This is a genomic window from Gordonia sp. PDNC005, from assembly GCF_016919385.1.
GTDB lineage: Bacteria > Actinomycetota > Actinomycetes > Mycobacteriales > Mycobacteriaceae > Gordonia.
Genome location: NZ_CP070351.1, coordinates 2,786,548 through 2,800,684, shown reverse-complemented (window position 1 = coordinate 2,800,684; position 14,137 = coordinate 2,786,548). Strand labels below are relative to the sequence as shown.

Here is a 14,137-nt window from a genome sequence, read left to right as displayed (position 1 = left end):
CGAAGGGATTCGATCATGTGCCGCAACATCAAGCCGCTGTTCAACTTCGAGCCGACCGTCACCGACGACGAGGTGCGGGCCGCGAGCCTGCAATTCGTACGCAAGGTGTCTGGCTACAACGCTCCGAGTCAGGCCAACGCGGAGGCGTTCGAGCGGGCCGTCGACGAGATCGCCGAGATCACGCAACGACTCATGGACGAGCTGACGACGGCCGCGCCGCCGAAAGACCGTGACGTCGAGGCGGCCAAGGCTCGCGAGCGCGCCGCCAAGAGGTATGCGACACAAGCGAGCTGACGTCGACGCGTTTCACGGTGTCGCTGCACGATAACCACTCCTCGCGTGGGTAGTCTGGCGACGTGACCACCATCGTCGAACCGCCCGCGCAGGTTCTGACCACGTTCGGACTGACCGCGCACCCGCCGATCGCGATGGAAGGTGTCGGCTGGCGGGTCGGCGAAGTGGTCTTGACGTTGGTTCCCGACCGCGCGCGTGCGGCCTGGTCCGCGACGGCCCGCGAGAATCTGTACGTGGAGGGCATGCGCATCGCTCGTCCGATGCGTGCGTCCGACGGCCGATACGTGGTGTCGGGGTGGCGTGCGGACACGTACGTCGCGGGTTCTCCGGAGCCGAGACACGACGAAGTGCTGGCCGTCGCAGATCGCCTTCATGCAGCGACCGCCAAGCTCGAACGGCCGCGTTTCCTGCTGCAGCCGCCCGCGCCGCCGTTCACCGACGTCGATGTGTTCACCGCCGCCGACCGCGCCGCGTGGGAGGACACTCCGCTGCGTTCGGCGAGAGCCGCGGGGATGCCGGAGCCGGAGTCGGAGGACGGTCGTCGAAGCCTGTCCGAACTGAAGACGCTTGCGGGCTTCCGTCGCCCCGTCGACCTGCCCTCCCAGTTGGTGCACGGCGACTTGTTCGGCACAGTTCTGTTCGCGGGAGCAGCGGCGCCCGCCATCACCGACATAGTCCCGTACTGGCGTCCGGCGTCCTGGGCGTCTGCGGTGATCGTCGTCGACGCACTCGCCTGGGGCGGAGCGGAGGACGAACTCGTCGAGCGTTGGTCGGACAACCGCGAGTGGTCGCAGATGATGCTGAGGGCCACGATGTTCCGCCTCGCCGTCCACGCGATGCACCCGCGATCGACCTCCGGCGCTCTGCCCGGGCTGCTGCGCGTTGTCGACCTCGTGCGGATGATGGTCTAGTTCCGCGTTCCCGCAGTCGGCTACAGGCGGGCCGACTTCATCACGATCCGATCGTCGACGATCGGGACGCCTTCGGCGCGGAGTCTCTCGAGTTGGCGGGCCCGGAGGCCGGCGGCGGGACGGCCGGATGCGGGGACCACCCGATGCCACGGCAGGTCCGCTGAATCGGTCCGCATGATCCAACCGACGATCCGCGGGCTGGCCAGTCCGACCTCCGACGACAGGTCGCCATATGTCCGGACGCGGCCGGGCGGGATGGCGGCGACCAGGGCTCGAACCGCCTCGACTTGATCCTCGGTGACTGGGGCCATAGTCAGATTCGCACGATCAGATCACGGACGAGTCGAGCGGCCAGGTCGGGCGCGAGGAACGGGACCATGTGCTCGGTGTCGACGTGGTGGACCGTCACCGAATCGCCCCTTTCCGATGCACACGCCGCTAAGAAGTCCGATCGCACGAACGCGGGCTGAACGCGATCGGCGACGACCACATGAGTGGGCAGACCGGCCGGGGGAAGCATGTACGGCCGCGCCATCTCGCTCCACGCGACCGCGGCACCGGGCGCGGACACGCGCCAGACCATCCCGGACGCGGTCGGCACGAGGTGCTCGGCGATCTCGGCGTCCAGGATGTGCGGCGGGACGTTCTCCCATCCCTCCATCCGTTTCGCCGCGGCGGCCGCTTCGGCGTCGGGATAGCCCCAGTGTGCGAGGGACGACTCGGCGTACTCGCGGGCCGTTCCGGGATCAAGCCCCTGAGCGGGATCGAGAAGTACCAGGCCGGCCACCACATCCGGACGGGCGTGGGCGAGCCGGATCGCCACCGCACCGCCGTACGAGTGCGCCACGACAACAGCACGCCGACCTGCGGGGACATGCTCATCGAGCATTGCCGACAACGCCGCCACCTGGTCGGAGATCGCCCACGGCGGTTCCCACGAGCTGAAACCGTGCCCGATCAGGTCGGGAGCGATCATCCGAACGCCGTGCAGATCGTCGTTCGCGAGGAACTCCCAGCGCTTCCCGTGCCCGGTGAGTCCATGCAGTGCGACGACGATCGGCGCGTCCGGTTCGTCCGAACCGATCAGGTGGGTGTGCATCGTGTGATGTCCGGCGGAAGCGTCGACCATGGGAGCTACTCTACGGACGTGAACCCCGCGCAGAACTGTCAGAGGGCCGTGGTTCCATGTGTGCATGGCCCGCTCCGAGACTCGACTGATCGTCGCACCCGCGTCGACGAACGTGGAGTCACGAACCTGGCCTGAGCATGCGGCGCCGGTGCTGCACGGGCCGCACGTCGCCGACCCGGCGAGGCCGTGGCACCCCTACCGCGTCCACGGGGGGCCGGGTACCGGAAAGACGGCGCTCATCGTCGACGCCGCGGTGGCTCGGTTGATGGACCGTTCTATCGACCCGGAGTCGGTGTTGGTGCTGGCGGCGAATCGGCGTGCGGCCACCGCACTCCGGGACGAGATCACCAGGCGGGTCCTGTCGGCCGGCGGACGGCTCGGCGGTGCACTGCGGGAGCCGCTGGTACGCACCGTGCACTCATACGCCTTCGCAGTGCTGCGTCTGCAGGCGCAGGCCCACGGAAATCCGCCGCCTCGGCTGGTGACCGGTTCGGAGCAGGACGTGGTGCTGCGCGAGCTGCTTGCGGGCGATGTCGAGGACGGCGCGCACTACTGGCCTGCACCGTTGCGTCCTGCACTGACGACGGACGGATTTGCGCAGGCGCTGCGTGACCTGCTGATGCGCGCGGCTGAACGTGGCCTCGGACCTGAAGATCTCGCTGAGCTAGGACATCGGTACAACCGTCCGGAGTGGGTCGCCGCGGGCTACGCGTATCGCCAGTACGAGGAGGGGATGCTGCTACGCGGTGCAGTCGGGCTCGACGCGCCCCTCGCTAGTGCGACTGCCGTCGACGCCGCCGAGCTCATCGGTTCGGCGCTGTCGGCGTTCGCGACGGACGACGGGTTGCTCGCTGCACAACGGCAGCGGATCCGCCACCTCCTCGTCGACGACGCCCAACACCTCGATCCGCAGGCGGCACGGCTCGTCGAGGCGGTCGGCACGGGTTCTGACTCGACAGTCGTGGCCGCCGACACGGACCAGTCGGTGTTCGGGTTCCGTGGCGCCAGCCCACGATTCGCGGACGACCTCGCAGGCGACGGTGTCCGCGACGTGATGCTCGACGTCAACCACCGGAGCAGTCCGCAGGTCAACGCCGTCAGCCGCGCGCTGGCGTCCAGGCTGCCCGGAGCGCGTCCGCATCCGTTCCCAGCACCAGAAGCAGCTCGAGGTTCGGGGCATGCGAGCGTACGGGTTTTCTCGTCCACCGCGAAAGAGGCGACAGCGGTCGCCGATGCGCTGCGCCGAGCGCATCTGTTCGACGGAGTGGCGTGGTCCGACATGGCGGTCATCGTCCGATCCGTGCCTCGTGCGCTGCCCGCATTGCGCCGTGCCTTCTCGTCGGCGGGTGTCCCGATGGCGACGCCGACGAGCGACGTGCCGATCCACCGGCAGCGGGCCGTCGAAGCGTTCACTCTTGCGCTCCGCTTGGCGTCCGGAGGGACGATCGAGCCCGATGAAGTGATCGCGCTGCTGACCGGGCCGGTCGGATCGGCCGACCCGGCCCAACTGCGTCGACTGCGGCGCGGAGTCCGCCGGGTCGACGACAAGGCCGGGATCGATCGAGACTCGTTGACGTCTCTCGCGTTCGCTCTGGGCGTCGACGGCGCGGCCGACGACTACCTCGACGGCATGTCAGATTTCGAGTCCATGGCGTTGAAGCAGGTCATCAAGGTGGTGGGCGCCGCCCGGCGGGCAGTTGCGGCGGGCGTCGGAGTCGAAGAGACCCTGTGGCGCGCATGGCAGGCCAGTGGGCTCGAACGGCGGTGGAGGGCACGGTCTCTGCGCGGCGGGCGCACCGGTGATCAGGCCGACCGCGATCTCGACGCCATGCTGTCGATGTTCGAGGCGGCAGGCGCGTTCACCGACAACCTGCCGTCGGCATCGCTCACCGAGTTCGTCGACTATCTCGCTCAACTGCAGATCCCGCGGGAATCGCGGGTCGCGGTGGCGGCATCCGACACGGTCGCGGTGCTGTCAGCGCACGCGGCGTCCGGTCGTGAGTGGGAAGTCGTCGCAGTCCCCGGCGTCCTCGACGGTCTGTGGCCGTCCCTGCGCAGTCGCGGCAGCATTCTGCACACGCCTGCGCTGCTCGATCTGCTCGACGGTGTGGACGCGGAGGCCCTCGACTCCATCTCACGCGGTTCGGTGATGCTCGCCGACGAACGCAGACTCCTGCTTGTCGCATGTTCGCGTGCCCGGACCCGACTGCTGGTGACGGCCGTCGAAGACGGAACAGGCGACGCGTCGCCCTCCCGGTTCGTCCCGGAGATCGCCGACGCCCTCGGCGGATACGGGGAGGAGTCGACCGACGAGGGCGCGCCGGACGAGGTGCCGCTCGATCCAGGCGTCTCTCGCGTCCTGTCGCTTCCGTCCCTGGTGGCCGACTTGCGCGCGGCCGTCGTCGCGGGAGCCGAGCAGGTGCTCGCAGGCGTCGCCGACGGACCCGATGAGCGGACGTCTGCGGCAGCGACACTGATCGCCCGACTGGCCCAAGCCGGAGTGCCGGGCGCCGACCCGGCCGAATGGTTCGGACTTGTCGGGCCGAGTACCGATGAGCCGCTGTGGACCCCGGACCGCGGCGCGCGATCGCTGTCGCCGTCGAACGTGGAAGCGCTCAGCAGGTGCTCACTCCGCTGGATGATGGAGCGCCACGGAGGTCGTGACGGCGACGCCGAACAGGCCGTCACCGGAACCCTCGTCCACACCCTGGTCCAGGCTGTTGCGGGCCGGATGGACCCAGCCGAGGTGACCGCGGCGCTTCACGACGTGTGGGGTCGTGTCAGTTCACCTGCCGAGTGGTACTCCGCACGGGAGCTCGAACGCGCCGAGGCGATGCTGACGCATTTCCGGGACTGGCTCCGGATCTCACGCGGTGAACTCACTGAGGCGGGCGTGGAAGTGGAGTTGAGCGCCGACTTGCCGCAGGACTCGCCGGACGCGATGCCGGTCCGACTCGTCGGCCGCATCGACCGTCTTGAAACCGACGACGCGGGACGTCCGGTGATCGTCGACGTGAAGACAGGCAAGACGGTGATCAGTGTGGCCGACGCGGGTCAGCATCCGCAGCTCGCCGCGTACCAGTTGGCGCTGCTGTTGGGCGGTGTCGACGGTGTGCCCGCGACGCAGCCGGGCGGCGGGCGACTGGTTTACGTGAACTCTGCGAATAAGAAGACGGGTGCAGCGGAACGACTGCAGGAGCCGCTGACACCGGAGCAGGTGACCGAATGGCTCGACGTGGTCCGTGACGCCGCTACATCAAGCGTCGGCCCGGTTTTCACGGCGACTCCGAACCCCGGGTGCGGGCACTGCTCACTGACGGCGGCCTGCCCGGCGAAACTCCGTGGGAAGGCGGTGATCGATGACTGACTCGAGGACGATCGGGGCGCGGTCGCTCGCCGCGGCGCTCGGTCTGCCACCGCCCACCGATGAACAGGTGGAGGTGATCGAGGCTCCGATGGAGCCGATGCTGGTCGTCGCGGGCGCGGGCGCGGGCAAGACCGAGACGATGGCGTCACGCGTGGTGTGGCTCGTCGCGAACCAGCTCGTCGGGCCGGATGAGATTCTCGGCCTCACGTTCACACGCAAAGCGGCGAGCGAGCTGGCTGCCCGCATCCGCCGCAGGCTGTCGATGCTCGCCGGCAGTCCGGCGCTTCTCGAGTGGGATCCCAGCGGTGTGCTCGCCGCGCGCCTGCGCAGTGCTGACACCGAGGTCAGCACCTATCACGCATACGCGGGCAGGCTGATCGCCGATTATGGACTCCTGCTCCCAGTCGAACCGACGTCGACGCTGCTCAGTGAGACCGAACTGTGGCAGCTGGCCTTCTCGGTCGTCGCGTCGTGGCCGGGCGAGCTGACCACGTCGAAGGTGCCGTCATCGGTGACCGAGGCAGTCCTGCGGCTGTACTCGGAGATCGCCGAACACCTCGTAGACATCACCGATCTGCAAGTGTCGGGACAACACCTGTACGACCTGATCGACACTCTCCCCAAAGGGCCCGGTCAACGGGCCGAGCCGAGTCAAAAGCTGCGCGGCTACCAGGCGGTCATCGATGAACGGCGGGAACTGATCCCGTTGGTGATCGCGTTGCGCGAGTCGATGACGGCGCAGGGGGCACTGGACTTCGGCAGTCAGATGTCGCTCGCCGCTCGGCTCGTGGCGACTCATCCCGAGGTCGTCGCTGCGGAGCGCTCGGGCATCCGCGCCGTGCTGCTCGACGAGTACCAGGACACCGGCCACTCACAGCGGATTCTGCTGTCCAAATTGTTCGGCGGCGTGCAGCCGACGGGAACACCGTCGATCGCCGTGACCGCCGTCGGCGACCCTATTCAATCGATCTACGGGTGGCGCGGTGCGTCGGCGGCCAACCTGCCGCGGTTCGCACTCGATTTCCCCCGCAACGACGGCACGGGAGCGCACCGTCGGGAACTGCTGACCAGCTGGCGCAACTGCGACGCCGCGCTGTACTTGGCGAACAGAACGTCAGACGAACTCCGGCGCAGGGGTGTTCCGGTGAGCACCCTGCGTGCCCGTCCGGACGCACCCGGGGGGACGGTCCGACTCGCACTCACCGACACCGTCGTCGACGAACGCGTGTGGATCGCCGATCGTGTCGAGGACTACTACCGGTCTGCGGAACGGGACGAGGTGGCGCCGCCGACCACCGCGATCCTGGTCCGACGGAATGAGGACTCGGCGCCGTTGGCCGCAGAACTCGAACGCCGTGGGATCCCGGCCGAAGTGGTCGGCATCGGTGGGCTGCTGCACGTCCCGGAGATCACCGACATCGTCGCGACACTCCGCTTGATGGCCGATCCGATGGCGGGCACCGCGGCCATGCGGCTGCTGACCGGTGCCCGCTGGCAGCTCGGAGCGGCGGACCTCGCCGCACTGTGGCGACGCGCCAGGGAACTCGCCGCAGGCACGGGAGCACCGACGACAGGCGCCGTGACGTCCGCGGACGCGCTGGGGGACGCCCTCGATGCGGCGCTTCCGGGTGAGAACGTCGATTCGGCGGGCCTGTGTGACGCGCTCGCCGATCCCGGGCCCGAAGGGCGTTACAGCGCGGCGGGCTACGAGCGGATCGCCACATTCGGCAAGATGCTCGAAGGCCTCCGCCGCCGCATAGGACAACCGTTGCCCGAACTCGTCGCCGACGTCGAACAGACAACCGGGGTGGCCGTCGAAGCCCAGATCCGGGCGCGACGTATGCGTGGACGTGTGACGGGTCGCGAACATCTCGACGCGTTCGCCGACTACGTCACGCACTACTCCGAGCGTTCCGGCGCGACTCTTCCCGGGCTGCTCGCGTTCCTCGACACGGCGGAGGTCGTCGAGAAGGGTCTGGAAGCCGGCCGGGTCGAGGTGGCCGAGGAACGCGTTCAGATCCTCACGGTGCACGCGGCGAAAGGGCTGGAGTGGGACGTCGTGGCGATGCCGCACGTCGCCGATCGGATCTGGCCGAGCGGAAAAGCCGAGACCACCTGGCTCGGTTCGGCCCGTGAGCTCCCCGCCCAGTTGCGGGGCGACCTCGCCGACCGGATCGGAGGGGAGGGCTACCCGCCGATCGACCTCGCAGGTCTGGCCGACCGGAAAGAACTCGAAGCGGCCATCGACGAACACAAGGAAGCCGTCGCCGACCGCAGGCTCGACGAGGACCGTCGACTGCTTTATGTCGCGTTGACCAGGGCGAAACACACGTTGCTTGTGTCGGCGCATCACTGGTCGGAGACCGGAGACAAACCGCGCGGCGGATCGCCGTTCTTCGTTGAACTCGCAGAACTCGTCGCCAGAGCCGCAGCGGGCGAGGTCGAGGGAGTGGACGCTGCCGCGTTCAGCATCGACGTCGACGCACCCGCACCCGACCCCGACGTCAAGAATCCGCTGACCGCGCAGCAGGTCTCGGTGAGCTGGCCGGTCGACCGCCTCGGGGAACGGCGTGCGCCGATGGCCGCGGCGGCCGACCTGGTCGCCGCGGCCCGCGCAGCACAGGGATTGTTCACCGTCGACGACACCGACACAGATGACCCCGACGTCCTCGCGTGGCGCGCCGAGGTGGACGTCCTTCTCGACGAGCACTCACGGGATCGCGACCCGGTCGTCGACATCGAACTGCCGGGTCACCTGTCGGTGAGCCAACTCGTGGAACTCGACACCGATGAACAGGCGTTCGCCGCCAGGCTCCGGCGTCCCGTGCCGTTCCGGCCCAATCCGCTCGCACGCCGCGGCACCGCATTCCACGCGTGGGTGGAACGGCGCTTCGGTGCCACCCGTCTGCTCGACATGGACGAACTGCCCGGCGCCTCGGACGCGGCGACCGGCGATGTGACCGACGACGAACTCGCCGTCCTGCGCGCCGCCTTCCTCGCGTCCTCGTGGGCCGACCGCACCCCAGTCGAGGTCGAGGTGGGCTTCGAGACCGTCATCGGTGAGACTGTCGTCCGCGGGCGGATGGACGCGGTGTTCCGCGAGGGTGACGACTGGCTGGTGGTCGACTGGAAGACCGGGTCGGTCCCCGAACCCGCCAAACGTGGATCGCTGTTCGTTCAGCTCGCCGCCTATCGAGTCGCGTGGGCGCAGCTCATGGATGTGGAGATCGACCGCGTACGCGCGGCGTTCCACTACGTGCGTCACGATGTGACTCTCGAACCGGACGACCTCCCGGACGCCGAGGGACTCGCGGACATGCTGCGCACGCCGGGGACCAGTCAGTAGTAGCCTGACGCCTGTGCGTAAACGACTGCGCCGCCGGAAAGGCGGCCTCGTGGACGAGCCCGACTACGCGCTCGTCGGCGTCGTCCGGATCCCCGAGATCGAGAAGAGCCCGGCGCGTGCGATCGGGCGGCGAGTCCTCTGGGCGCTGATCGCGCTGTTCGTCTGCTCGATCGTCGTCTACCTGGACCGAGACGGCTACCGCGACGTCAAGGAGTCGCCGCTCAGTTATCTCGACGCCCTCTACTATTCGGCCGTCACCCTGTCGACCACGGGATACGGCGACGTCACGCCGGTCACCGAGTCGGCACGACTGATCAACGTCGTCTTCATCACGCCGCTGCGCGTGCTCTTCCTGATCGTCCTGATCGGTACCACCCTCGAGGTGCTGACCGAGCGGTCGCGGCAGGCCATCAAGATCCAGAACTGGAGAAACCGCGTGCGTAACCACACCATCGTCGTCGGCTACGGCACCAAGGGCCGTACGGCCGTCGACGCGGTCATCGCCGACGGCGGCAAGCCCGCCGACATCGTGGTCGTCGACAACGATCCCGCCGCCCTCGAAGCCGCCGGCGCGCACGGTCTGGTCACCGTCCGCGGTGACGCCACGAAGTCCGACGTCCTACGCCTCGCCGGAGTCCAGTACGCGTCGGCGATCGTCATCGCCGCCAACCGTGACGACACCGCCGTCCTCGCGACGCTCACCGCGCGTGAGATCAATCCTCGCGCCAAGATCGTCGCGTCCATTCGCGAAGCGGAGAACACACACCTGATGCGGCAGTCCGGCGCGAATTCCGTCGTCGTGTCGTCGGAGACCGCGGGCCGGCTCCTGGGCATCGCGACGATCACCCCGTCGGTCGTGGAAGTGGTCGAAGACCTCCTCAGCCCGGAGGAGGGATACGCGATCGCCGAGCGTGAAGTGGAGCCGTCGGAGACCGGAGGCTCGCCTGCGCACACGAAGGACCTGGTGCTCGGCGTGGTGCGGGAAGGCAAGCTGTACCGGGTCGGTGAGCCCGAGGTGGAGGAGATCGAAGCGGGCGACCGCCTGCTGTACGTCCGCCAGGGTGGACCGGCCTGATGGCCTCGTTCGAGTTCATCGAACCGCCGATGCTCTCCCGCGGTGAGTTCGATCGAGGCGACGAGATCCGCAAGAATCCCGAGGCGCTCGTTTCCGGATGGGCGAACGCGCAGGTCCTACACATCGACCACAAGGGTCGCTATCCCGTGACGGGCGACAGCGCCCTCGCGTGGACGTCGGCCACCGGAGCCGAGCCGCCGCCGGACGCCGTGTTCGTCGGTGTCGTCGGCAGTCATCGGTGGGCGATCCGCGTCGAGGAGGTGACGGGCGACTCCGCTGATGCTCGGACCGGTGCTCACCTGCTGTCGCACGACGAGGCCGGCATGCTCGCGACTGCGGTCGGCATGCTCAACTGGCATCGCGCGGCCCGCTTCTCCCCAGTGGACGGGAAGCCGGTGACCACCGCGAACGGCGGCTGGATCCTGCGGACCGATGCGGGCGACGAGTTCCCGCGCACCGATCCCGCCGTCATCATGGTGATCCACGACGGTGCCGACAGGGTGCTGCTCGGCCGCCAGGCGGTGTGGCCGGACAAGTGGTTCTCAACGCTTGCCGGGTTCGTCGAACCGGGTGAATCGCTCGAGCAGTGTGTGCAACGCGAAGTCGCCGAAGAAGCGGGCATCACCGTCACTGCTCCTCGGTATCTGGGGTCGCAACCGTGGCCCTTCCCGCGCTCGTTGATGCTGGGCTTCGAAGCAGTCGCCGATCCGTCCGAACCGCTGGTGTTCCACGACGGCGAGCTCGCCGACGCACAGTGGTTCCATCGCGACGACGTGCTCGCCGCGCTCGAACGTCGCGCCGACTGGGGCGTGGACGATCCCGGCGTCCGGCTCATGCTGCCCGCGTCGATCTCGATAGCGCGGAGCCTCATCGAGGCCTGGGCTCACGCGCCACGGTAGATTCGTCACCATGACCGACGTCGCGAACCCCGCTCTCACGCTGTACACGACCACCTGGTGCCCGTTCTGCAACAGGCTGAAGGCGGGCCTGGACCGGAACAACGTCGAGTACACCGAGATCGACATCGAGGCGAATCCCGACGCCGCCGAATTCGTCGGGAGCGTCAACAACGGCAACCACGTCGTCCCGACGGCTCTCTACGGTGACGGCTCCACCGCCACCAATCCCGCTGTCGGCGAGGTCATGTCCAAGCTCGGACTGCTCTGACGCGCCTTCCTGCTCGATGATCGGCGGGTCGTCCAATCTGTCAGACCCTCGTGAGATCGTGTCTGCGTGGTGATGACGACGTTTGAGACGGGTGCGCTCGCGGGCCTCGACCCCGAGCAGTTGGAGGCGGTGACGGCCCCGCGTGGGCCGGTGTGTGTGCTCGCAGGTGCGGGCACAGGCAAGACTCGGACCATCACGCGTCGAATCGCGCACCTCATCGAATCCGGACAGGTCAATCCGAGCCAGGTGCTCGCCGTGACCTTCACCGCACGAGCCGCGGCCGAGATGCGTGAACGACTCGCCGGACTAGGAGTCTCGGGGCCGGGGGGCACCGTCGTCGCCCAGACATTCCACGCGGCGGCTCTGCGACAACTGAGGTACTTCTGGCCCAACGTCATGGGATCGACGCAGTGGGAACTGCTCGACCACAAGTTCCGGCTGGTGGCTCGCGTCGCCCGCGATGCTGGACTCGACTCCGCAGACCGCGACCTGATGCGAGATCTGGCGTCGGAGATCGAGTGGGCCAAATCGTCGGACATCGGTCCTGCGGCCTACGTCGAGGCCGCCAAGACCGGCCACCGCGACCTCCCGACCGACGCGCGGACCGTTGCGCAGATATTCGCGGCATACGAGGACACGAAGGCATCGTACGACGGCGTCCGCCTCCTCGACTTCGAGGATCTGATCATCTTCACCACCGCGATTCTGCAGTCCGAGCCGGCGATCGCCGACGAGTTCCGCTCTCGGTACCGGAGTTTTGTCGTCGACGAATACCAAGACGTCACCCCGATCCAACAGAACCTGCTCGACGCGTGGCTCGGCGACCGGGACGACCTGACAGTCGTCGGTGACGCGAATCAGACCATCTACAGTTTCACCGGCGCCACCCCCGATCACCTGTTGAACTTCACCCGGCGGTTCCCCGACGCCACTCTCGTTCGCCTGCAGCGGGACTACCGGTCGACGCCCGAGGTCGTCGAACTCGCCAACAACGTGATCGGCAAGGCCAGCGGTCGTATCGCCGGGACAAGGCTCCGACTCGTGGGGCAACGCGATTCGGGACCGGCACCGGTGTTCTCCGAGAACGAGGACGAGGCGACCGAGGTCGGGACCGTCGTCGGTGAGGTGAAGAAGCTGCTGCGGGCCGGAGTGCCTGCCACCGAGATCGCCATCCTGTACCGCGTGAACGCGCAGTCGGAGCAATATGAGGAAGAACTGTCTGCGGCGGGCATCGACTACCAGGTCCGCGGCGACCAGGGCTTCTTCTCGCGACCGGAGATCGCCGCGGGCATGCGCCGGCTCGTGGCTCTCGCCGAGGGCGCGCCGCCGCCGATGCCGGTGATCGACGCGGTGCGGCGTGCGCTCGCCGCGGTCGGGCTCACCGACGCCGAGCCCGCGGGCGCCAACGCGAAGGCCCGCTGGCAGCAATTGCTGCGACTCGTTGAACTCGCGGAGACCGTCGTCGCGGAAAAGCCGGGCGCCGACTTCGCCTCTGTCGTCCGGGAACTCGACACGAGATCGAAGAACCGGCACGCACCGACAATCGACGGCGTCACCCTGTCGTCGATGCACGCGGCCAAGGGCCTCGAATGGGACGCGGTGTTCCTCACCGGGCTCCACGAGGGGTCGGTTCCGCTGGGCCGCGCTACCGGTACGCAGGACGAGGTGGAGGAGGAGCGCAGGCTCTTCTACGTCGGTGTGACCCGAGCCCGCGAGCATCTGCATTTGTCGTGGAGCCTGTCGCGGGGCGACGGTCGGCGTGCCACCCGCAAGCGTTCACGCTTCCTCGACGGAGTCCTGCCCGTGCCTGTCGACATGCGCGATGAGCCGCGGCAGGAGCCCGACAAGGACGTGTTCCGCAGTCTCCGTGCTTGGCGGAAAGACTTCGCCGATCGCAACGACATCATGCCTGCCAACGTCCTCAGCGAGGCGATGCTCCGGACCATCGCGACCGAGCTGCCCGTTGACATGTCCGAACTCCTCGCCATCCGCGGTTTTGGCTCCGAGCGGGTCGACGTCATCGGGCAGGAGGTTCTCGACGCTGTCGACAGAGGGCTCGGCGGTGCATAACCGCAGGTAGAAAATAAGTTGTGCGTATCGGTACGCGCACCTAGAGTAGTGCGAGTAAGTGACACGCCCATCTCGGCGTGTGGTGGAGACCTGGAACGGAAGGGAGTCGATCAACGTGATTGCAGTGCATTGGCGTTTGGCAGAAGCAGCAGCGCCAGCAGGAGCAGTGGCGCGAGCGCGCCGGCGATTCCCCGTGACCCGTCCAGGCTGTCGACAGCCGTTCCGACAAGGCTAGTTCGACTACTAGCTCGGAATTCTCGAGGCCACGGCGAATCGCGAAACGCGAACCGTGGCCTTTCTCGACAATTGAGGTCGAGTCGGCCGGGGTTCATTCGAAACACCCGTTCATCTTCCGATGAGAAAGCCCGACTTCATGAGTATCTCCACCCTTCCGCCCACCATCGACACCACCAGGCGAAGAGCTGTTGAGCTCCCCTGCCAGAGCGGCGACGCCGATCTCTGGTTCGCTGACCAGCCGAACCTCCTCGAAGAGGCGAAGGCTCTCTGCACGTCCTGCCCGCTCCGGGCTCAGTGCCTCGAACTCGCTCTCGAGCGCGCCGAGCCGTGGGGCGTCTGGGGAGGCGAGATCTTCGACGGGGGAGTCGTGATCGCACGCAAACGTCCCCGTGGCCGTCCGCGCAAGAACGCGGTCGCCTGAGTTGGCCCGCGATGCCCACCCCAGTCTTCGTCGTTCGGCCGAGCGCACGTTCTTTCTCGCGCATGACCGAATGGCGACTGATCGCAACGGAGACGAGCTGCGAAGCGCGGTGGGGCGGGT

Annotated in this window: 11 protein-coding genes; 9 read left to right on the top strand and 2 right to left on the bottom strand. The window is 67.9% G+C overall.

All coding sequences use genetic code 11. The features are described from left to right. The first annotated feature begins 15 nt into the window (after positions 1-15). Together JVX90_RS13355 and JVX90_RS13350 are read left to right on the top strand one after the other, a co-directional pair. Positions 16-294, top strand: coding sequence for a DUF2277 domain-containing protein (locus JVX90_RS13355; RefSeq protein ID WP_205329230.1), 279 nt, complete (start codon positions 16-18; stop codon positions 292-294). A gap of 62 nt (positions 295-356) precedes the next feature. After that, complete coding sequence (locus JVX90_RS13350) at positions 357-1,205, top strand: TIGR02569 family protein (protein ID WP_205329229.1); 849 nt, start codon at positions 357-359, stop codon at positions 1,203-1,205. Between the two features lie 20 nt (positions 1,206-1,225). Here JVX90_RS13350 and JVX90_RS13345 read toward each other — a convergent pair whose 3' ends face one another. Continuing rightward, the gene (locus JVX90_RS13345; protein ID WP_205329228.1) at positions 1,226-1,516 is read right to left on the bottom strand and encodes an MGMT family protein; all 291 of its coding nucleotides are present in this window, start codon (positions 1,514-1,516) and stop codon (positions 1,226-1,228) included. 2 nt (positions 1,517-1,518) lie between these two features. Continuing rightward, positions 1,519-2,334: an alpha/beta hydrolase gene (locus tag JVX90_RS13340; RefSeq protein WP_205329227.1), complete on the bottom strand. Its 816-nt coding sequence runs from the start codon at positions 2,332-2,334 to the stop codon at positions 1,519-1,521. Between the two features lie 64 nt (positions 2,335-2,398). Between JVX90_RS13340 and JVX90_RS13335 the strand changes: the two genes are divergently transcribed. The 7 genes from JVX90_RS13335 (at position 2,399) to JVX90_RS13305 (ending at position 14,017) form a co-directional block, all read left to right on the top strand. Further along, a complete protein-coding gene (locus JVX90_RS13335) occupies positions 2,399-5,701 on the top strand; it encodes an ATP-dependent DNA helicase (RefSeq protein ID WP_205329226.1) in 3,303 nt (1,100 codons plus the stop codon). After that, complete coding sequence (locus tag JVX90_RS13330) at positions 5,694-9,047, top strand: UvrD-helicase domain-containing protein (RefSeq protein ID WP_205329225.1); 3,354 nt, start codon at positions 5,694-5,696, stop codon at positions 9,045-9,047. The genes JVX90_RS13335 and JVX90_RS13330 overlap by 8 nt, the downstream gene beginning before the upstream one ends. A 13-nt stretch (positions 9,048-9,060) precedes the next feature. After that, positions 9,061-10,122, top strand: coding sequence for a potassium channel family protein (locus JVX90_RS13325; protein ID WP_205329224.1), 1,062 nt, complete (start codon positions 9,061-9,063; stop codon positions 10,120-10,122). Then, positions 10,122-11,021 (top strand): NAD(+) diphosphatase, encoded by a 900-nt coding sequence (nudC, locus tag JVX90_RS13320; RefSeq protein WP_205329223.1) that lies wholly within the window; start codon positions 10,122-10,124, stop codon positions 11,019-11,021. Before JVX90_RS13325 ends, nudC begins: the two co-directional genes overlap by 1 nt. Positions 11,022-11,031: 10 nt before the next feature. Next, on the top strand, positions 11,032-11,289 hold the full coding sequence (locus JVX90_RS13315; RefSeq protein ID WP_205329222.1) for a mycoredoxin: 258 nt from the start codon (positions 11,032-11,034) through the stop codon (positions 11,287-11,289). Between the two features lie 72 nt (positions 11,290-11,361). After that, positions 11,362-13,359, top strand: coding sequence for an ATP-dependent DNA helicase UvrD2 (locus JVX90_RS13310; protein ID WP_205332421.1), 1,998 nt, complete (start codon positions 11,362-11,364; stop codon positions 13,357-13,359). Between the two features lie 373 nt (positions 13,360-13,732). Further along, positions 13,733-14,017 carry a WhiB family transcriptional regulator gene (locus tag JVX90_RS13305; RefSeq protein ID WP_205329221.1) on the top strand — a complete coding sequence of 95 codons (285 nt, stop codon included), beginning with the start codon at positions 13,733-13,735 and terminating at the stop codon, positions 14,015-14,017. Positions 14,018-14,137: the final 120 nt, after the last annotated feature.